This is a genomic window from Halomonas sp. CH40 (assembly GCA_041875495.1).
In the GTDB taxonomy this organism is placed as follows: domain Bacteria; phylum Pseudomonadota; class Gammaproteobacteria; order Pseudomonadales; family Halomonadaceae; genus Vreelandella.
This window is the reverse complement of the sequence record CP112982.1, coordinates 1,618,817-1,639,623: the sequence shown is the minus strand read 5'-3', so window position 1 is coordinate 1,639,623 and position 20,807 is coordinate 1,618,817. Positions and strand designations below refer to the sequence as shown.

The window sequence follows — 20,807 nt, the reverse complement described above, 5'->3', positions numbered from 1 at the left end:
GCATTTTTTATGCCGCAATTTTAGGGTGCCATGCAGCCACTTAACATCCTTGTTCATTTACTGCTTAAAACCTTGCGGGAGCACCTGCGTCCGCTAATTGCCTTTCACCTGTTTTTTACCTTACTGGCCTCCTTACTGCTCCTGCCTGGTGTGGCCTGGATCTTGCGGTGGATATTTGCCCAGCTTGATAACAGCGTGATTACCACGGATGCATTAATCGACCTGCTGTTCAGCCCCATCGGTTTACTGGTCGCCCTGCCGGTACTGGTAAGTGCTTTCATTGTGCTGTATTGGCAACAGGCTGGCATGTTGCAGGTTGCCATACGCCCACGCGCCAATCACTATCGGCTAGCCCTAATAGCCTTATGGCTCAGCACGCGCCGCTTGCCAGCCCTTATCGGGCTGGCGACTGTTCAGGTCGGCGCCCACCTGCTGCTGGTGGCACCTTTTATGCTCGCCATTACCTGGCTTTATGATAGCTGGCTGGGCGGTCTGGATATCTATTACCTTCAGGTGGTACGCCCACCGGTGCTGTGGTATTTCATTGCTTCGGCCTTGCCTATCGTCGGTATCTGGGCATGGCTGGCCAGCTGGCTTTACCTGCGCTGGGTGCTGGCACTGCCTCTGGTGTCCCTGGAAAGCATCCCCCCGCTGCAGGCACTCAAACAAAGCGTTAGCTTGACGCGTGGGTGGCAGCGCTCAATCGGTTTTGCGGTGTTAGCCGTTCTTGCGATCATCATTGTCCTGCCTATTCTGGTCACCTGGGTGTTTGATCACCTGTTCACACCATTATTGTGGTGGCTACCCGAGCATAACGCCCTACTGATTCCTGCCACCCTGGCCTACCTGACCGGCTATGTGCTGCTAACTCTGGGAATCACCTTTCTGGGCATTGCGGTTAATGCGCTGCTATCTGCCAACCTTTATAGCCAGTTAGCCCACCCTAGACCTCAGGTAGAACTGCCCCCTGCTTCTCACCCCGGGCGCTTGGCCTGGGCAGTTGAGCTTGGGGTGGTGGTATTTGCCGCTTTTCAGGCCTGGTGGATTCTGACCAGCTTCGAGTTAGACGATGACGTTGCAATTATTGCCCACCGTGGCAGCTCCATGGTGGCGCCTGAAAACACCCTTTCTGCTGTACGTCAGGCCCTGGTTGATGGTGCCAACAGTATAGAAATTGATGTCCAGCTATCCTCTGATCAGGAAGTTATGCTTTACCATGACCGCAGCTTACAGCGCCTGACAGGGGATCGGCGCAAACTGACGGAGTTGACCCGCGCTGAACTTGGCGAGTTTGACGTTGGCCGCTGGTTTGATGAGCGTTTTCAGGAGGAGCGTATTCCCGGCCTTGATGAGACACTCAAAGCTGTTCGGGGCAGTGCGAGCCTGATGATCGAACTTAAACCGCAGTTTGGTCAGGAGCGCCAGCTTGCCGATAGGGTTCTGCAGGTACTTGCTGCAGAAAACCAACAGCGGATGACCTGCTGGTCAGAAGCCCCTGATGGTGTACAGGCTTACGTTGACTGCGGCTTTCCTGATGTATTTGCTGAAATGCGCATTGCAGCAATGTCACCTTCACTATTGCGCTATATTGAAAGCGCCACCCCACAACTGCGCACCACCCTGCTGGCTCAGCTGATCATGCCAGGCACCCTTAACCGTCGAGGCTTTGATGCGCTCGGGTTACGCCATAACCGGATAACCCGCAACGAAATCCGCTTGGCCAGAGCTTACGGTTATGAGGTACATGCCTGGACGGTAAACAGCCAGGCACGCATGTCGACGCTTATTGATATGGGCGTTGATGGGATTATTACCGACTATCCGGCACAGCTTAACCAACTCCTGACCGACCGCCGCGAACTCAGCGACGGCGGCCTGATGCTGGTCAAACTGCGTAACTGGTTACGCGAATAAACGCTTATTCGCCCATGACAATGCCTTCGCGGCGCGGATCAGCGCCACCGAACAGGCTTCCATCCGGCTGGCGCATAATCGCCTGTAGCCCGCTGGTCAGATCCCGCTCACTGACATCGTGGCCCAGTGCTTCCAGAGCAGACAGCGTCTCTTGCGGATAGCCCTCGGCTTCCAGATAGACCGCACTCCCCAAGGTCACGGCATGAGGCAGATTCAGTGCTTCCTGGGCATCAAGCCCCCAGTCGCGCAGCGCCACCAGGGTTCGGGCGTTGTAGTGAATGATCGCCGCGCCACCCGGTGATCCCAGGCTCGCCAGCAAGTCACCGCTCTCACGATCGAACACCAGGGTCGGGCTCATACTGGAACGCGGTCTTTTATTCGCCTCAACCCGGTTAGCAACCGGCTGGCCATCCACTTCCGGCACAAAGGAAAAGTCTGTCAGCTGGTTATTCAGCAGATAGCCACCAGAAAGCCCTGTGCCACCATCAGCCAGAATCCGCGAGCCAAACGCCTGTTCAATCGAGGTGGTCATGGCCACCGCGTTGCCATCCTGATCAATGATACTGATATGGCTGGTGCCGTATTCTGGCTGCGCAGGTGCAGAGGCGAAACTTACCTGCATATCACCCGGTTTACCCGGCTGAGCAGCGCCGCTACCCATGCTGGCATCCGCCTCGATCAGGCTGGCCCGCTCTGCCAGATAATCACTGTTAAGCATAGTGTTCCAGTCACCGCCGGGGGCCTGAACAAAATCAGGGTCGGCGATATACAAACCGCGATCAGCAAATGCCAGCCGTGAGGCTTCCAGGAACTGATGCAGCCAACTGCTGGAAGGTAGTCCATCATCAAGCGGCGCCTCCAGCATAGGCTGATTATCCATCATACCGAGCATCTGCATGATGGTGAGATGACCTGAAGACGGCGGCGGAAACCCACACACCTCCCACTGCTGCCAGGGCGTACACAGCGCTTCCCGCTCTGGTGCCTCGTAGTCAGCCAGATCGTCCATGTGCATATTGCCCGGGCGCTGTGGATGCGCCGCCACGCGATTGACAATATCTTCGGCGACCGGCCCAGCATACAGCGCCTGGCTTCCCTTGGCCGCTATCTGGCGCAGAATGTCGGCCAGCGCTGGGTTACGCAGTGTTTCACCTACCGCGATGGGCTCGCCTGTATCAGTATAATAGAAAGCCCTGGCAAGCTCGTTGTCACGCAGGGTGGCATCATCAGCCAGACTGGTATGAAGGCGCTCGCTGACGGCGAAGCCTTCCTCGGCCAGCGTAATAGCCGGCGCAAACAGGCTTTCCCAGGGCAGCTGGCCATGCTGTGCATGCGCGTTTTCAAGCATCCTGACAAGCCCCGGCACCCCAACGGACAGGCCACTGTTAACCGCATCCGCAAAGCTCAGCGGTTCACCGTCTTCACCTATAAACAGGTTTTCATCAACGCCTGACGGCGCTTTCTCGCGGCCATCGAATGTCTGAACATGCTGGCCATCATAATGCATCAGAAAACCACCCCCGCCGATACCGCTGGACTGGGGTTCTACCAGAGTCAGCACCATCTGCACTGCCACCGCTGCATCAATGGCATTCCCTCCGGCTTTAATCACCTGATAACCGGCATCGGTTGCCAGCGGGTTAGCTGCCGCAACCGCAAAGTTCTGATTTTCCCAGCCAGGCTTTTCTGCTAAGCCTGTTTCCGTTTCCGGTGAGATAGCCGGTGTTTCATAGCTGAAACCACTGGCATACAGCGGCAGCAGCATAAAGCTCAACGGTAAGGCATATTTCCAATGGCGCATGAGACGTCCTCTTGATGAATGATCCTGACAAAGCACTGTTCTTACAACGTACTGTCTTTACAAAGTGCTGTCTTTACAAAGTACTATATTTATAAACTACTATACGCAATTAATAACGCCAGAACATTTAGCGAGATCCGTTGTTGCAGCCCCGTCATGAAAAAGTGCTCGCCAGTAAATACTAGCCAATAAAAAACCCGGCGGCAGCCGGGCTTTTTATTGTTAACAAAACGCTGTGGGGTCACTTAGTCGAGGGTTTCACCCGCCAACATGAACCAGGTTTCAAGTACCGCGTCCGGGTTCAGGGAGACTGAGTCTATTCCCTGCTCCATCAGCCACTTGGCCAGATCCGGATGATCTGATGGGCCTTGCCCGCAGATCCCCACATATTTGCCTTGCGCCTTGCAGGCCTGGATCGCCATAGCCAGCAGCCTTTTGACCGCCGCATTACGCTCATCAAACAGATGCGCGACGATACCCGAATCACGGTCAAGCCCCAGAGTCAGCTGCGTCAGGTCGTTGGAACCAATCGAGAAGCCGTCAAAGTGTTCAAGAAACTCATCCGCCAATAGCGCATTAGCAGGCAGCTCACACATCATGATGACCTTGAGGCCGTTCTCACCGCGCTTGAGGCCATTGGCAGCCATCAGTTCAACCACTTCACCGGCTTCCTCGGGTGTACGCACAAAGGGCACCATGATTTCGACGTTATCAAGCCCCATGACTTCGCGCACCCGTTTCAGCGCCCGGCATTCCAGCTCAAAACAGGGCCGGAAGGCGTCAGAAACGTAGCGGGAAGCACCGCGGAAACCCAGCATGGGGTTTTCTTCGCCCGGCTCATAAAGCTTGCCGCCAATCAGATTCTCATACTCGTTGGATTTAAAATCTGACAGCCGTACGATCACTCGCTGCGGATAAAACGCAGCTGCCAGGGTCGAGATTCCCTCTACCAGTTTATCCACGTAAAAACTGACCGGGTCATCGTAGCCCGCCGTTCTCAGGTCGATAATCTGCTGAAGGTCCGAAGGCAACGTCGCGTATTCGAGCAGCGCCTTGGGGTGAACGCCAATCATCCGGTTAATGATGAATTCCAGACGAGCCAGGCCAACGCCAGCATTAGGCAGGCTTGAGAAACTGAAAGCGCGATCCGGGTTACCAACGTTCATCATGATCTTGAAAGGAATATCGGGCATGGCATCAACGCTTGATACCTTATAGTCGAACTCCAGAAGCCCTTCATACACGTGGCCAGCATCCCCTTCCGCACAGGAAACCGTGACATCACTGCCTTCGTTAAGTAGCTGAGTGGCATCTCCACAGCCAACAACCGCTGGAATACCCAGCTCACGAGCAATAATGGCGGCATGGCAGGTGCGTCCGCCGCGATTGGTCACAATCGCCGACGCCCGCTTCATGATCGGCTCCCAGTCCGGGTCGGTCATGTCGGTGACCAGAATATCGCCGTCGTGAACCTTGTCCATATCATCAGGGCTCAACACAATTTTTACCGCCCCGCGGCCAATACGCTGACCAATCGCACGGCCAGTCACCAAGGTGCGGCCCTTTTCCTTCAGATGGAAGCGTTCCAGCTTGCCGCCTTCCTGTTGGGAAACCACTGTCTCCGGACGAGCCTGGACGATATACAGCTCACCGTCATCGCCATCCAGCGCCCACTCGATATCCATCGGGCGCTGGTAGTGTTTTTCAATCGTCACCGCCTGCTCGGCCAGCGCCATTACCTGGGCATCATCGAGACAGAAACGCCCCCGCTCCTTGAGCGGCACATCGACGGTCTCAACGGATTTACCCGCGCTGGCATCATCGGTGTAGACCATCTTGATCAGCTTGGAGCCCAGATTGCGACGCAGCACAGCCGGGCGACCAGCGGCCAGGGTCGGCTTGTGCACATAGAACTCATCCGGGTTAACCGCGCCTTGCACAACGGTTTCACCCAAGCCCCAGGAAGCGGTGACAAATACCGCATCGCGGTAGCCGGATTCCGTATCCAGAGTGAACATGACCCCGGCAGCACCGGTTTCCGAGCGCACCATTTTCTGAATACCGGCGGACAGCGCCACGTTTTCATGGGCGTAGCCGCGGTGTACCCGGTAGGAAATCGCCCTGTCGTTGAACAGTGACGCAAAGACTTCGTGTACGGCGCGCTTGATATTGTCGAAACCTTCGATATTAAGGAAAGTTTCCTGCTGACCGGCAAAGGAGGCATCCGGCAGATCTTCAGCGGTGGCTGAGCTGCGTACGGCTACTTTGAGGTTGGGATGCTGCTGTTGCAGCTGCTCGTAGGCGCCACGCAGCGCGGCTTCAAAGTTGGGCGGCAGAGGTGTATCAATCACCCATTGACGAATATTACGACCGGCTTCGGCAAGCGCCTTGACGTCGTCAACGTCAAGCCGATCCAATGTGGCATTGATACGTTCGTTAAGCTTTTCATGGGAGAGAAATTCCCGGTACGCCTGGGCAGTGGTGGCAAAGCCGCCTGGCACGGTCACGCCAGCGCCGGAAAGGTTCGAGATCATTTCACCCAGAGAGGCATTCTTACCACCCACCCGCTCTACGTCGTTCATACCCAAGTGATCAAACCACAGAATGTACTCTTCCACGCAACCCCCTCGCATTTAGCATCAGCACGGCCAGCGGGCCGCCCAAAATAGACGATGCTACCCTAGCATCACCCTTCTCTATTCGCCATTGGTCTAACATCGAAGGGGGTGGAGGATAATTACAACATCGGTGACATTCAGACGTTTCCTGTAGTGGCTACGCGAACCCCTACTATTGCCGCTGCGAGGTAAGCAGCTGCTGAGATTGTTTTATCGCTGCCAAGTCGTGACAATAGCGCAATTCACGCCATATTCCCGTATTGATAGAGCGACAAACTGATGACACGTACCGCTTTTTTTATTTCCGATGGCACCGGCATCACCGCTGAAAGCCTGGGGCGCAGCTTGCTGGCCCAGTTTGAAAATGTCGAAATCAAGATGCTGACCAAGCCATACATCGACACCCTGGCCAAGGCTCATACATTGGTTGAGATCATTGACGCCACGGCTGTCAATGATGGTGAGCAGCCCATCATTATCGATACCATCGTTGATCAGGACATTCGTGATGTCATTCGTAAAGCCACCGGCTTCAAGGTTGATATCTTCTCAACCTTCCTGAAACCTTTGGAGCAGGAACTGAACACTCATTCTTCCTACAGCGTAGGCAGAACCCATTCGATTGGCAGCGATGATGTGTATATGGACCGGATTCACTCGGTACATTTTGCCCTGGATAACGACGACGGTGCGCGTACTCATCAATACGACAAGGCTGATGTGATTCTGGTAGGCGTTTCACGCTGCGGTAAAACCCCCACTTCGCTGTATCTGGCGCTGCAGTTCGGTATTCGCGCCGCCAACTACCCGCTGACCGAAGATGACCACGATGAAGATGGCGTGCTCAAACTACCCAAGGCGCTGGCACCCCACCGGCACAAGCTGTTCGGGCTGACCATTGATGCGCGTCGCCTGGCGGCCATTCGCAATGAACGACGCCCCAACAGCCGCTATAGCTCCATGGATCAATGCATGCAGGAAGTTGAACAGGCAGAATCCTTGTATCGCAGCATGCATATTCCGTTTATCGACACGACACGCTTTTCCGTTGAGGAGATTTCCACCCGCATGATTGCTGAGACTGGCCTGTCACGGCGTTTCTCACCTCGATAATGTTATAGCTCAAAGACCTTTGGGTGCAAAGATCCCTGGGGCGTTACGCCAGTAGCCCTTGTAATCCATCCCGAAGCCGAATACAAAGCGGTCTGCGACTTCCAGGCCGCAGTAATCGGCTTTCAACCCAGGCGCTGCCTTACGGTCATGCTGCTTATCAACCAGCACCGCCGTACTGATACTCGCCGCCTGGGCTTCTTTGCAATATTCAAGAATAGCCGCCAGCGTTGCCCCTTCATCAAGAATATCGTCAATGATCACCACATGGCGCCCTGCCATCGGGACTTCAGGTGAAACACGCCAGAACAGATCCCCCCCGCGCAGTTCACTGCGGTAGCGGGTCGCGTGGATATAGTCGACTTCTAGCGGGAAACCCAGGCGGGTCAACAGGTGCCCGGTGGTGATCAGACCACCGTTCATCACGCAATAAAAAACCGGCAACTTGTCGCCGAGATCCCGGCTGATTTCTTCGGCCATGCGGTCGAGGGCGTGCTCTACCTGCTGCTGGGTAATCAGGCAGTCCGCATCATCCATCAGCTCGCGCATGGAGTCGCGCGAAGCCAGTGTTTCATTATCTAACTTGGCCATCATGTTTCCTCTGGCGTTTTTACAAATGGGCCCTGATTGCCTACAGGCCTTCTCGTGTGTCGTCGATTTTTTGATTTCTGGCTTACTTAGCTGAGCCAGCCAGCGCTTCCAGCTTGGCATGGGTGCGGCGCCAACGCCCCAAGGCGCTCAGTGATTCAAGCGTTGGCCGCGCACGGGCGTAGCGTAATTTCATGGGTCGTCTTGTGCCCTTCCCGATGCAGGCATCAAGCACTTCAAGTGCTGCACCGCGATCATTACATACTAATAGCATATCGCAGCCTGCCTGCAGGGCGGCGTTGGCGCGCTCTGCGGGTGAACCTGCGGCATGAGCGCCGGTCATGCTCAGGTCATCAGAAAAAATACAGCCTTTGAAGTTGAGCGATTCACGCAACATACCGAGCCAGGCCGGTGAGAACCCGGCAGGCCGATGATCAAAGGCAGGATAGATAACATGGGCGGGCATGACGCCATCCAGCATATTCGCCAGTTGGGCAAAGGGCACCAGATCATGCTGCTTGATAGCGCTCAAAGGGCGTTCGTCAACCGGGAGGGCAATATGCGAGTCTTCTGCCACGCTGCCATGACCGGGAAAATGCTTACCGACGGCCGCCATCCCGGCATCATGCAGGCCTTGAATCAGCGCTTGGCCAAGCTCGGCCACCTGCTGCGGTTGTTGGCCAAAACTACGATCGCCAATCACGCTTGAGGTGCCCCCATCAACGTCCAATACCGGAGCAAAGGTAATATCCAAGCCGCAGGCGGCCATTTCCATGCCCAGCAACCAGCCGGCATCCCGTGTCAGGGCTAGCCCTTCAGCCGCATCCTGCTGATAGCGCTGGCCAAGCAGGGCCATCGGCGGCAAGCGGGTGACGCCTTCCTTGATGCGCTGCACCCGGCCGCCCTCCTGATCCACCGCAACCAGAAGATCAGGGCGCACTTGGCGAATATCATCGCATAAGGTTCGCACCTGGGTGGCACTTTGAATGTTACGCGCAAACAGAATGACGCCACCCACGGCATCTTTCTGCAACAGCTGACGTTCATCAGACGTTAACGAGCTTCCTTCGAGGTCAAGCATGACCGGGCCAACTGAGTGCGTCATGACACAAGCATCCTGAAAAAACGGCAATTCTAGTGGATCATTCCCTGCATGCAACTTATCTGGCAATAAAGGCGTTGTTGGTCAGCTCTGAGTATCACCCAATTCGGCACCCTTAGAGATGTATCCAGACGGGCGTTCCGGGTACCGCGAAAGCAAATACCTCCAGCAAGGCCTGGCATTCAAGCCGGATGCAACCATGCGACAGCGGCTGTCCCATCGGCTCAGTAGGCGGCGTACCGTGGATATAGATGAAGCGACGCTGTGAATCCACCTTGCCGCCCCGATTAAAACCACTTTCCAGGCCACACAGCCACAGGATGCGCGTCAGAATCCAGTCTCTTGCAGGATACTGCTCACTTAAGGCCGCTGAATAGATTTCCCCTGTCCAGCGGCGGCCGCGAAACACCGCATCAGGTGGCGCCTCGCTGCCAATGGCAGCCCGCACATAGTGCCAACCCAAAGGGGTCTGGCCACTGCCATCCTGCTGGCCGGTGCCCGCCTTGCCAGTGGAGACCGGCAAGCAAAGCCCACTTGTTTGCCCCTGCCACAGGGTTAATGCCTGGCGTGTAATATCGACGTCAATCCACTTACCCGCTTCAGGGGGAAGCTCAATCAGCGAGGGAGTGCGCATTGTTGTGTTCCTTGCTCTCGAGCGCCTTGTGTTCTGACTCAACGGAGGCGGGCAACGGTGCATTCATGGCCGCCACCACCACAGGGCGCAGGCGGCGTACCAGATCGCGCACGGAAACATGCTCCTGATAGTCTTTCTGAGCGATATCTCTCAGCGCATCCAGGCCGGAAAGGGTAAAAATCACCGTTCCCAGCATGAAATGCAGCCGCCAGAAACGCTCAGCATCCGGCAGTTCAGGGGTGGCCTGGCGCACAAGTTCGGTAAAGCGGGTGAACACATCGCCATATTGCTCCTGAATAAACCGCCGCAGGTGGCCCTGCGCCTGGCTGTAGGCCAACCCCAGAAGGCGCATGAACACCTTCAGGCTGTTGCGCTCGGCAGGCACCGACAGAACCGTCTCCGCCATGGTTTCCAGCAGCACTTCAAGCGGAATGACGCGCCCCTGATAGCGCTCTTCCAGCGCATCCAAAGCGCTATGAAAACGCTCACTGAAGGGGTCCAGATAGCGTGAAAACACTGACTGGATCAGCGCCTTCTTGGAGCCGAAATGGTAGTTGACCGCGGCCAAGTTGACCTTGGCCTTGCTGGTAATGTTGCGCAGCGATGTTTCAGCAAAGCCGCGCTCAGCAAAAAGGACTTCAGCAGTGTCGAGGATGCGTGTCACTGTGTCGAGCTGGGCCATGAAGTTGCTCCAGAAAACAGATGTTTAAAACATGAACAGATATTACGGCATGGCTTGCAGACGCTCAACGCCTGTTGAATTAAAACTGACCCTGAAACCTTCAAACACTTATCGCCTGCGGTTGAAAACCTCGGCTCTCTCACGCAAGCCTCTGGTATGACTACACAAAATTTAATACTCATCCTATACTGGACAGAGGCACATACTGTATACTTAATCACATAGTTTATTACGCTAATTTTTGGATTCATCTGCAGAATCAACATATCAATAAGTAATGACAGGTTCTTACTTATTAATTACCGACACCATCAGGTGGGAGAGCTCCATGTCTCGTCCTTTGACTGCGCGCCAACAAAACGTTTATGACTTTATTGTCAAAACCATGGGTGAATTTGGTTACCCACCCACTCGCGCCGAGATTGCCAAGGCACTTGGCTTTCGCTCCCCGAATGCGGCGGAGGAACATCTCAGGGCACTAGAACGCAAGAAAGTGATTCGCATTATCCGCAATACCTCGCGGGGTATACGCCTACCGGCTCAGGAAAGCGCTGAAACCACGCCTTCAACTCCTGAAAGCCAGCCTCTGGAAAGCGCACCTGTCAGCACTGGCAACAGCGGCTTGCCAATTATCGGTGAGGTTGCTGCAGGCAGCCCGATACTGGCCACTGAGCATATTGATCGTTACTGCCCGTTGCCGGCTGAATACTTCACACCCAAAGCAGATTACCTGCTGCGGGTGCGCGGCCTGTCGATGAAGGACGTTGGTATTCTCGAAGGTGACCTACTGGCAGTCCATCGTACCGAGCACGTTCGCGACGGCCAGATCGTGGTTGCCCGGCTGGATGATGAAGTAACGGTCAAGCGTTTTAAACGCGATGGCCATCTGGTTCAGCTGCTGGCTGAAAATGAGGATTTCCTGCCAATCAACGTTGATCTGCGCTCTCAGTCGCTGGAAATTGAAGGCGTGGGGGTTGGCGTTATTCGAGGTGGCAGCGGACAAGCGTTGGGTTAAGCGGCCTGCCCGCTGTAGGTGTCATGCCTACTGCATATCAATGTAGCGGTGGTCATTAAATGTGGCCACCCACTGCGGATGGTAGACCAGCAGGACACTTAGCAACATGCCAGTAATAAAGGCTTCTGAAGGCATCAGAAGTGGAAGAAAACGCGCATATTCCTGGGCAAGATACACCGCCTCAGGGTCTGTACCGGCCAGGACAATCAGCCCTACCGCCGTCAACCCGCCGGCCAGCGTTGCCAGGGCAGTGCCAAAAAAACCGCAGGCAAACAGAAAGACCATCAGGTTATCGGGCATCTTGCGGTCGACAAATCGCCAGATAAGGCCTGTCGTCAAGGCAGGCACTATCCCGGTCACCAGGACATTCGCCCCCAGCAACGGCCACTCGTTACGCCCAATCAATACCATGGCAATGTTGATCATGACATTGCTCAATAACGCCAGCGGCGCTTTGAACACCAGCGTCATCAATACGGTAAATACCAGGTGCAGGGTTAACCAATCCACCGCCTGAGCACGTAGTTGCCACATCAGCACAACGGCCAGCGTCGCCGCCAACCAACGATGCTGTAGGGCAGTATCGTCCAGCAGCGCCTGCCAGGGCTTCAGCATTATCACCCAGGCCAACATTGCGGTAGAAAGCAACCCGGAAAGCAGTAAAGCCCAAGGCGCCAGGACACTTTCGGCAAAAGACATAAAAACCAACCTCAAGGGGTCAAAAGCGGGATTTCCTAACGAATACTTTCCAGACCCTAGTTGAAGACAACCGTCTTATTGCCATGAATGATGACCCTGTCTTCAAGGTGCCAGCGCACGCCACGTGCAAGCACTGACTTTTCAACGTCGCGCCCAAAACGCACTAGATCCTTTGGCGTATGGCAATGCGTAACCCGATGGATATCCTGCTCAATAATGGGGCCTGCATCGAGTTCTTCCGTCACATAGTGACAGGTTGCCCCTATCAGTTTAACGCCCCTTTGGTAGGCCTGGTGATAAGGTTTGGCGCCCGCAAAGGAAGGCAGAAAACTATGATGGATGTTGATCACCCGCCCGCTTAAACGTTGGCATAATGCCGGCGGCAGTATCTGCATGTAACGCGCGAGGATAACACAGTCCGCCTGAAGCGCTTCTATCTGTGCTTCAACGGCATCGAAGGCCGGCTGTTTATCGTCAGGGTTCACCGGAATATGCTGATAGGGAATACCGTACCACTCGGTCAGCGAGCGCATGTCATCATGGTTGGAAAGCACCCCAACGATATCACAGGCAAGCTCTCCTCCCTGCCAGCGATACAGCAGATCCACCAGACAGTGCGACTCCTTGGACACCATGATCACGACCTTGGGCCGCTGCGCCGTATCGGTTACCGCCCAATCCATCTGAAAATCATCAGCCACTGGGCGAAACGCTTCACTGAAAACATCAGGGCCCATCGCCAGGGAATCAGCCAGAATTTCATAGCGCATGAAAAAGCGCCCGGTTTCCAGGTCTGAATGCTGGCTCGCTTCGGTAATTGAGCCACCTTGCTGGGCAATGAAATTGGCCACTCGCGCCACAATTCCCACCTGATCCGGGCAGGAAACCACCAAACGATAATATCGGGACATAAATAAGACTCTGTGATAGCACTGACCTGAAGCTGGCGACAAGCCTGCATGAATTTCGCCATCCTGGGCTGCTTGCCTCTGCAGAGTGGCAAACAGGGGGATATAGTGTACCGGATGTGCGCACGCTGATCACGGTTGCAAATCGATCCACAGCGCTGCAGTGATTGTGGCAGCCCCCCTCAATCCCGTATAGTAAAGGCCTTACTTTCAAGGCTTTTCACCCACGATGCATCCACCCCGCGTACATATTCGTCCCCGTCGTCGCCCCCCGCTGCAGCTACTGCCGCTTGGAGGGTGCGGTGAAGTGGGAATGAACTTCACCCTGTACGGCTATGAAGACCATTGGGTAGCGGTTGATTGTGGCATGATGATCCGTCAGGACATGCCTGGCACTCCCCTGCAAGTTCCCAACCTGGACACCCTGACGTCGCTTGATATCACCCCTGCGGCGCTGTTTATCACCCATGGCCATGAAGATCATATCGGCGCTGTTGTCTGGTTGTGGCCTAATTGGCAGTGCCCGATCTACGCCACGCCGCTGGCCGCAGGCCTATTGCGTCTCAAGTTTGCCGAACATGGCCTAAGCCCGGATAAAATCAGCGTTGTCGACCCTGGCGAGGCTCTTTCATCCGGACCTTTCACCGTTCGCCACCTGCCGCTGCCGCATTCCATTCCGGAAAGCTGCGCGCTGATGATGCTGGTGGGTGATTATCGCGTTCTGCATACCGGTGATTGGAAGCTGGATGCCCAACCCCTGGTGGGCAAGCCGGCTGACGCCAGCCAGTTCCGCGCCCTGGCACCGCTTGATCTTGTGGTGGGTGACTCAACCAACGCGCCCATGCCCGGTCATTCCGGTAGTGAAGGCGATGTCGCCAAGGCGCTGGCCAGTACCATTGCCAGCTGCAAGGGTCGCGTGGTGATATCCTGCTTTGCCAGCAATGTGGCGCGGATCGTGGCGATTGCACGGGCAGCCCAGCAGTGCGGGCGCAGAATCAGCCTGATGGGGCGTTCCATGGAGCGCATGGTGACGGTGGCCAGAGGGCTTGGTTACCTTGACGAGCTGCCGCCGCTGGTACCCGCCCACGATCTGGGCTACCTGCCCGCTGATGAAGTCATTATTATTGCCACCGGCAGCCAGGGTGAACCACGCGCAGCGCTACAGCGCCTGGCCCAGCGTCGTCACCCCTTTGTTGACCTGGAACCGGGCGACAACATCATCTTTTCAGCCAAGGCGATTCCCGGCAACGAGCGCCCTATTGAACGCTTGAAAAAACGCTTCACCCAGATGGGAATTACCCTGTTTGACGAGTTCAACCATCCGGAACTCCACGCCACAGGCCACCCGGCCCAGGAAGAGCTGAAAACCCTTTACCGCTGGGTAAAACCGCGCCATCTGCTGCCCGTGCATGGCGAGGCGCGCCATCAGCAGGCGCATCAGGAGCTGGCCGAATCGCTCAATATTGCAGCGCCGGTGGCACCGCTTAACGGCGACCTGATCCATTTTGATTCTCGCGGGCTGCGCCATCAGGCGCGCTACCCTCAGCCGCCCTGCATTGTCAGCCAGAACAGCGTCGTGCCGCACCCTGGCCTGGAAGCATCCACTCAGCATAAACGCCGTGGCAGCCTGTATCTGGCCCTGCCGGTTACCGCTAGTGATATTGGTTGGTGGCGTATTGGTCGACTAATGCTGGATAACGCCGGAGCAGGCGCACTGGATGAAGACAGTTTCAGCGACTGGCTGGACGAGCAGTTGAGCGAGATTCATGCCGATACCCTGGCAGAATTACGCTTGGCGTTGCAGCCGCGCCTGATCAGCTGGCTGGCAGAGCATATGCAGCATCTGCCAGAGGTTCACCTGCAGATCATGGCGGCCGAAATGCCCGAATGGAGCACGCCGGACCAGGAAGGCTGAGAAACGTTATCCAACACCCTTACCAGCGGGTTGCATCCTGCTGGTCTGATGCACGCTCCTTCACCCAGTAATCGCCCTCTCGGGCGTGTTCCTTTTTCCAGAAAGGTGCCCGGGTCTTCAGAAAGTCCATGATGAAGTCACAGGCCTCAAAGGCATCGCGCCTGTGTGCGCTGGCAACCGACACCCGTACGATAGGGTCGCCAGGCGCCATGTAGCCAACTCGATGAATGATCCGGATTCCCTGTAGTGACCAGCGCTGCCACGCCTGCTGGCCAATATCCTCAAGGGTGCGCTCTGTCATGCCCGGATAATGCTCAAGCGTCAGCCCTGTCACCTCAGGGGATTCGTTGAAATCACGCACCAGGCCTGTAAAGCTGACCACAGCCCCGACATCGCTGCGATTTTCCAGAAGATCATCATAGCCATAAGCCATATCAAAGGCTTGCGTCTGAATACACACTGCAATATTCATGATTAGCCGCCGGTTACAGGAGGAAAAAAGGCCACTTCATCGTTATCCGTCAGGCGAGCACTGTCATTGACCATCACCTGATTGACGGCACATAAGGTGCGTTGATCACGCAGGACATCAAAGTTGTCTTCCCTGGCGGCAAGCAGTGCTTTCAAACCAGCAACATCCTTGGTTTCCAGCGCATCCAGGGCAATGCTCAGGTCGCTATGCCCCAGGCGCTCGCGCAGTTCAGCCAGAAATTTAACGCGTACGCACTCGCCCACACAGCGCTCGCCCAGATGTACTTCGCCCGACGCGCTTTCGCCGGTCACAATCGGTGGAACCTCCAGATCACCAGACCCACGCTGGTAATCACCGCTTTTGCCACCCACCTTGCTATCCAGTTGAACGCCTTCAATGCGCATCGACTTGTCCACCGCCTTACACATATCGTAGAGCGTCAGGCAGGCCACGGATACGGCTGTCAGCGCTTCCATTTCGACACCGGTCTGCCCAGTCAGGCGGCACATGGCCGATACATGCACACAGCTGTTTTGCGTATCAAGTTCAAAATCCACCGTTACCTTGGAAAGCGCTAACGCATGGCAGAGTGGGATCAGTTCATGGGTGCGCTTGGCCGCCTGAATACCGGCAATCCGCGCGGTGGCGATAACATCACCCTTGGGCAGCGCCCCGTCGGTCAGCAACTGCAGCGTTTGCGGCTGCATCATGATGCGTCCGGAAGCCACTGCCTCGCGGCGGGTTGGCTGCTTTGCGCCCACATCCACCATATGTGCCTCGCCGTTAGCATTTAGGTGCGTCAGTTGCATATCAAATCACCCCAGAGTCAATCAAGACCGTTAATAAAGACCGCTTAATCCAACTAGTTGATGTTTCCGCTTTCAGCGCTGCATCCAACCATGAATCCATTCAGCAATACTGGGCGCATCATCAATATCAAGACGCGCCACTGCCTCTGCCAGCGGCCGGGCATCTGAATGCTTGAGAGCCGCTGCACAAACCCATGGGTCATCCAGAATACCTGGATCGCCCACTTCCTGACGATAAACCACCAGCTTGGGTAGCGGCCAGGCCTTGAACCCCTCGACAATCACCAGATCAGGAGTATGCGGTGCCATCAAGCTCAGCAGGTGATTCAGATCCGGCTCTTGCTGCCCCGGCGTTTCCTGCATCAGCGCGTACCGCTGATGGGACGCCACCAGCATCGGTGACGCGCCCGCCTTACGCAATTGGTAGCTGTCCTTGCCGGGCTTATCCACTTCAAAGGTATGATGCGCATGCTTGATCACACCCACCGTCAGGCCGCGTTCACGTAGCGCTGGCAGTAAGGCCTCCAGCAGCGTCGTTTTGCCGGTACCGCTCCAGGCCGCTACGCCTAGAACAGGAAATCCGGTAGCCACCAGGGGGGCAATCTCTGAGGTGCTCATAACGATCCTTTTTCAAACCAATGGCAAGCTTTATTCATCTTCCTGGGCACGCGGCAAGACCAGATTCAGCACGATCCCTACAATCGCCGCCAAGCTAACGCCCTGCAAGGTGAATTGACCGCCCCCAAACTGCATGCCACCAATCCCGAAGACCAGAATCAATGACACTACCACCAGGTTACGAGGCGCCGTCAACGATTGCCCTGCCCTGACCAGGGTGTTCATCCCCACCACGGCAATGGAGCCAAACAGCAGTGTCATGATACCGCCCATCACAGGCGCGGGGATGGTCTGCAGCAAGGCCCCCAGCTTACCAATAAAGGCCAGCAGAATGGCGATGATAGCGGCAATGATCATATACATCGGATTGAATGCGCGGGTCAGGGTTACCGCACCCGTCACTTCTGAATAGGTGGTGTTAGGCGGGCCACCAAACAGGGCAGCCACTGTGGTTGCCAGGCCATCCCCTAACAGGGTGCGATGCAAACCGGGGGTTTCCAGATAGTTTTTACGCGTTACCGAGCCAATCGCGACCATATCACCAATATGTTCAACGGCAGGGGCAATGGCTACCGGGATCATGAACAGAATGGCAGCCCAATGAAAGCTTGGCGCGGTAAAATTGGGCAGAGATAGCCAACTTGACGAGGTCACCGGCGAAAAGTCCACGACCCCCATGATCAGCGCCAGCACATAACCACTGATAATACCGCCCATGATCGGCACCAGGCGGAGTAGCCCGCGGCCAAATACCGCCAGAATCAGGGTAATCAAAAGGCTAGTCATGGAAAGGAAAATGGCCGCACCATAATCAATATTATCGCTGTTTTCACCGGTTGCCATACTGACCGCTACCGGCGCCAGGGCCAGGCCGATCACCATGATCACAGGCCCCACGACGACCGGTGGCAGCAAACGATGCAGCCAGGCGGTTCCCTTAAGACGAACAACCTGGGAAATCACCACATAGACCAGCCCCGCTGCCATCAAGCCACCCAGGGTGGCCGAGACGCCAAAGCTGGCAATCGAGCCCTGAATAGGGGCGATAAAGGCAAACGAAGACGCCAGAAAGACCGGCACACTCTGACGGGTGACCGCATGGAACACCAGGGTGCCCGCACCTGCGGTAAACAAGGCAACACTTGGGTCAAGCCCCGTCAGCAGCGGTACCAGTACTAAAGCACCAAAGGCCACAAACAGCATCTGTGCGCCCGTCAGTATTAGCTTAGGCCATGAATCGGATTGTGCGGTTGTGGTGGTATCACTCACAAGCTGCCTCCATTGAATGGATTGATATTTGACGGCCCTAAACCGCTAGCGGTCTCACGACAGTCACTCAAAAAAATGCCCCCAACGCCTATAGCGCAAGGGGCAGGAGATCAAGGGTTGTTCAACGCGTGCCGAAGATCTTGTCACCGGCATCCCCTAGACCAGGGACGATATAGCCGTTTTCATCCAGCCGTTCATCCACCGAGGCGGTGTAGATCTCGATATCTGGGTAGGCCTCTTGAACACGCGCAATCCCTTCCGGTGCCGCCACCAGGACAATCACCTTCATCTGCTCGCAGCCGCGCTCACGCAGCATATCAAGGGTGGCCACCATGGAGCCTCCGGTGGCCAGCATGGGGTCGATCACAATGGCCATACGCTCTTCGATATCGTTGGCGAACTTGGCAAAGTAAGGCACAGGCTGAAGCGTTTCTTCATCGCGATAGAGGCCAACCACGCTCACCCTGGCACTGGGAATCAGGTCAGTAACGCCTTCCAGCATTCCCAGGCCAGCACGCAGAATAGGCACAACCGTGACTTTCTTGCCTTTCAGGCGGCGCGTCATGATCGCTTGGCCATTCCAGCCCTGAATTTCGTGGTCTTCAAGCTCCAGCCCCTGAGTTGCTTCATAGGTCAGTAGCTTGGCCACTTCACCCGCCAGTTCCCGAAAGCTTTTGGTGCTGAGATCCATCTCGCGCATAAGGCCCAGCTTATGCTGTACCAGTGGGTGATTTATGGCATGTACGCTCATGGAACTTCCTCGCGGCGGTTAGACGGAATAACGACGTTCGTCGACTCGACAAACGCGTAAAATTGCGCCGTATTCTACTCTCAACGAACGCCCAGGTTAAGGGGTAGCCGGCAATTGCCAGTCAATCGGTTCCCGCCCCTGAGCGACCAGAAAGGCATTGGCCTGGGAAAAATGCCGAGTACCGAAAAAACCACGATGCGCTGACAGCGGCGAAGGGTGTGGGGCTTCGAGAATCAGATGACGCTGCTGGTCAATCAGCGCCTTTTTCTGACGCGCATGACTACCCCACAGCATGAAAACACAAGGCGGCGCCTGCTGGCTGACAACTTCAATCGCCCGGTCAGTGAATGCCTCCCAACCTTTGCCACGATGAGAGGCCGCATTGCCCTGCTCAACGGTCAAGGCCGTATTAAGTAACAGCACGCCCTGGCGGGCCCAACTCTCCAGGCAACCATGGCGCACCGGCTGAAAACCAATATCACTGGCCAGTTCCTTGTAGATATTGGCAAGCGAAGGCGGCACTGGCACGCCAGGCTGAACAGAAAAGCACAGCCCATGGGCCTGATTTGGCCCGTGGTAAGGGTCCTGCCCCAGTATCACTACCTTGACATTGCTTAGTGGCGTCAGTTCGAAGGCACGAAACCAATCAGATGAATGCGGGTAAATCACCTTTCTGGCAGCTTTTTCAGCGGCCAGAAACTGCTTGAGTGAGTGCATATAATCAGCCTGGAATTCGGCGTCCAATGCTTCTGCCCACTCACCCGATAATGGATTTGCCATACCTGCCCTCGTTCATACCCTTCAAGTAGCAGCCGCTTGCAGCTGCGCCCACGCTGGTTGAATCCGCTTACTTCTTGACCTGATCCACCAGCGGCTCAACGTAGGCCACACCCATATCCCAGGGGAACTGGATCCAGCACTGCTGGCCCACTTCGGTCAGATACTGGTCCACCAGGGGTTTGCCTTCCGGTTTGGCATAGATCGTCACAAAATGCGCCTTGGGCAGCATTTCCCTGACGGCTCGGGCGGTTTTGCCGGTATCCACCAGGTCATCCACCAAAAGCCAGCCATCACCGTCATGGTCAACGCCTTTCAGCACATCAAGCTGGCTCTGCTCCATATGATCGTAGCTTTTGATACATACCGTATCGATCAGTCGCACATTCAACTCACGGGCAATCAGCGCCGCCGGAATCAGCCCGCCTCGGGTAATGGCGATAATCCCTTTGAAATCCCGCGCCACCAGCTGATGGCAGAGCTCACGCACATCGCGGTGTAGCTGATCCCAGGAGACCGTAAAATGCTGACGATAACGATGACTACTCATAAAAGGTGTTACTCGCTTTCATTAAAGGAACATACCGCGAACACACCAAAACCGGCATCGCGAATTTTCTGGGAACCGCCCAGTTCAGGCAGATCGATAATCGTTGCCGTTTCGACCACCTGCCCACCGCAGCGCTGAATCAGGTTGGCAGCAGCCAGCATGGTGCCGCCTGTGGCAATCAGATCATCCATGAGCAGAATGCGGTCGTCCTTATAAAAGGCATCCGCATGCAGTTCCACTTCAGAATGGCCGTACTCCAGCGTATAGGTTTCACTGACTGTCTTGAAAGGCAACTTGCCCTTCTTGCGCACAGGCACAAAGCTGCAGCCCAACTCGTAGGCCAGCGGCGCGCCGATAATAAAGCCGCGTGCATCAATGGACGCAATCGCATCAAGGTTCATTTCCTGATAGCGGTGAACAAAGCTATCAATCAACTTGCGAAATGCCGCGCTGTTCTGCAACAACGGCGTAATATCGCGGAAATTAACCCCGGGCTCGGGCCAGTCAGGAACCGTGCGGATAACGGACTTGATATAATCGCCGTAGATGCTCATTGCGTCTCTCATTGTTTCATC

At 55.7% G+C, this 20,807-nt stretch carries 20 protein-coding genes; 4 read left to right on the top strand and 16 right to left on the bottom strand.

Annotated elements, in window-relative coordinates:
- Positions 1-30: 30 nt before the first annotated feature.
- Entirely contained in the window at positions 31-1,914 is a 1,884-nt protein-coding gene (locus OR573_07525; protein XGA81464.1) for a glycerophosphoryl diester phosphodiesterase membrane domain-containing protein, read from the top strand.
- Positions 1,915-1,918: 4 nt separating this feature from the next.
- Here OR573_07525 and ggt read toward each other — a convergent pair whose 3' ends face one another.
- Together ggt and ppsA are read right to left on the bottom strand one after the other, a co-directional pair.
- Entirely contained in the window at positions 1,919-3,715 is a 1,797-nt protein-coding gene (gene ggt, locus OR573_07520) for a gamma-glutamyltransferase (GenBank protein XGA81463.1), read from the bottom strand.
- Between the two features lie 245 nt (positions 3,716-3,960).
- Positions 3,961-6,333: a phosphoenolpyruvate synthase gene (gene ppsA / locus OR573_07515; protein ID XGA81462.1), complete on the bottom strand. Its 2,373-nt coding sequence runs from the start codon at positions 6,331-6,333 to the stop codon at positions 3,961-3,963.
- Positions 6,334-6,612: 279 nt separating this feature from the next.
- Here ppsA and OR573_07510 point away from each other — a divergent pair, with 279 nt between their 5' ends.
- On the top strand, positions 6,613-7,446 hold the full coding sequence (locus OR573_07510; protein XGA81461.1) for a kinase/pyrophosphorylase: 834 nt from the start codon (positions 6,613-6,615) through the stop codon (positions 7,444-7,446).
- Positions 7,447-7,455: 9 nt separating this feature from the next.
- On the opposite strand, the gene OR573_07505 is transcribed toward OR573_07510, so the two are convergent.
- From OR573_07505 to OR573_07490, 4 genes are all read right to left on the bottom strand, one after another.
- Complete coding sequence (locus OR573_07505) at positions 7,456-8,034, bottom strand: hypoxanthine-guanine phosphoribosyltransferase (protein ID XGA81691.1); 579 nt, start codon at positions 8,032-8,034, stop codon at positions 7,456-7,458.
- 82 nt (positions 8,035-8,116) lie between these two features.
- The gene (nagZ, locus tag OR573_07500) at positions 8,117-9,136 is read right to left on the bottom strand and encodes a beta-N-acetylhexosaminidase (GenBank protein ID XGA81460.1); all 1,020 of its coding nucleotides are present in this window, start codon (positions 9,134-9,136) and stop codon (positions 8,117-8,119) included.
- Positions 9,137-9,248: 112 nt separating this feature from the next.
- Entirely contained in the window at positions 9,249-9,767 is a 519-nt protein-coding gene (locus tag OR573_07495; protein ID XGA81459.1) for a L,D-transpeptidase, read from the bottom strand.
- A complete protein-coding gene (locus tag OR573_07490) occupies positions 9,745-10,449 on the bottom strand; it encodes a TetR/AcrR family transcriptional regulator (protein XGA81458.1) in 705 nt (234 codons plus the stop codon). Before OR573_07490 ends, OR573_07495 begins: the two co-directional genes overlap by 23 nt.
- A gap of 328 nt (positions 10,450-10,777) precedes the next feature.
- Here OR573_07490 and lexA point away from each other — a divergent pair, with 328 nt between their 5' ends.
- Positions 10,778-11,464: a transcriptional repressor LexA gene (gene lexA / locus OR573_07485; GenBank protein ID XGA81457.1), complete on the top strand. Its 687-nt coding sequence runs from the start codon at positions 10,778-10,780 to the stop codon at positions 11,462-11,464.
- 27 nt (positions 11,465-11,491) lie between these two features.
- Here lexA and OR573_07480 read toward each other — a convergent pair whose 3' ends face one another.
- Both OR573_07480 and purU read right to left on the bottom strand, forming a co-directional pair.
- Positions 11,492-12,163 carry an energy-coupling factor ABC transporter permease gene (locus OR573_07480; GenBank protein XGA81456.1) on the bottom strand — a complete coding sequence of 224 codons (672 nt, stop codon included), beginning with the start codon at positions 12,161-12,163 and terminating at the stop codon, positions 11,492-11,494.
- A gap of 56 nt (positions 12,164-12,219) precedes the next feature.
- Positions 12,220-13,074 carry a formyltetrahydrofolate deformylase gene (gene purU / locus OR573_07475; protein XGA81455.1) on the bottom strand — a complete coding sequence of 285 codons (855 nt, stop codon included), beginning with the start codon at positions 13,072-13,074 and terminating at the stop codon, positions 12,220-12,222.
- A 310-nt stretch (positions 13,075-13,384) separates the two neighbouring features.
- Between purU and OR573_07470 the strand changes: the two genes are divergently transcribed.
- Positions 13,385-14,986 (top strand): ribonuclease J, encoded by a 1,602-nt coding sequence (locus OR573_07470; GenBank protein ID XGA81690.1) that lies wholly within the window; start codon positions 13,385-13,387, stop codon positions 14,984-14,986.
- Positions 14,987-15,005: 19 nt separating this feature from the next.
- Here OR573_07470 and moaE read toward each other — a convergent pair whose 3' ends face one another.
- The 8 genes from moaE to OR573_07430 all read right to left on the bottom strand — a co-directional run bounded on the left by moaE (position 15,006) and on the right by OR573_07430 (position 20,786).
- Entirely contained in the window at positions 15,006-15,458 is a 453-nt protein-coding gene (moaE, locus tag OR573_07465) for a molybdopterin synthase catalytic subunit MoaE (GenBank protein ID XGA81454.1), read from the bottom strand.
- A gap of 2 nt (positions 15,459-15,460) precedes the next feature.
- Positions 15,461-16,267 carry a cyclic pyranopterin monophosphate synthase MoaC gene (moaC, locus tag OR573_07460; GenBank protein ID XGA81453.1) on the bottom strand — a complete coding sequence of 269 codons (807 nt, stop codon included), beginning with the start codon at positions 16,265-16,267 and terminating at the stop codon, positions 15,461-15,463.
- 72 nt (positions 16,268-16,339) lie between these two features.
- A complete protein-coding gene (gene mobB, locus OR573_07455; GenBank protein XGA81452.1) occupies positions 16,340-16,885 on the bottom strand; it encodes a molybdopterin-guanine dinucleotide biosynthesis protein B in 546 nt (181 codons plus the stop codon).
- Between the two features lie 30 nt (positions 16,886-16,915).
- Positions 16,916-18,154 carry a uracil-xanthine permease family protein gene (locus OR573_07450; protein XGA81451.1) on the bottom strand — a complete coding sequence of 413 codons (1,239 nt, stop codon included), beginning with the start codon at positions 18,152-18,154 and terminating at the stop codon, positions 16,916-16,918.
- 121 nt (positions 18,155-18,275) lie between these two features.
- Positions 18,276-18,905 carry a uracil phosphoribosyltransferase gene (upp, locus tag OR573_07445; protein ID XGA81450.1) on the bottom strand — a complete coding sequence of 210 codons (630 nt, stop codon included), beginning with the start codon at positions 18,903-18,905 and terminating at the stop codon, positions 18,276-18,278.
- Between the two features lie 96 nt (positions 18,906-19,001).
- Positions 19,002-19,685 (bottom strand): uracil-DNA glycosylase, encoded by a 684-nt coding sequence (gene ung, locus OR573_07440; protein XGA81449.1) that lies wholly within the window; start codon positions 19,683-19,685, stop codon positions 19,002-19,004.
- A 67-nt stretch (positions 19,686-19,752) separates the two neighbouring features.
- Entirely contained in the window at positions 19,753-20,232 is a 480-nt protein-coding gene (gene gpt, locus OR573_07435) for a xanthine phosphoribosyltransferase (GenBank protein XGA81448.1), read from the bottom strand.
- 8 nt (positions 20,233-20,240) lie between these two features.
- Complete coding sequence (locus tag OR573_07430) at positions 20,241-20,786, bottom strand: adenine phosphoribosyltransferase (protein ID XGA81447.1); 546 nt, start codon at positions 20,784-20,786, stop codon at positions 20,241-20,243.
- Between the last annotated feature and the right edge of the window lie 21 nt (positions 20,787-20,807).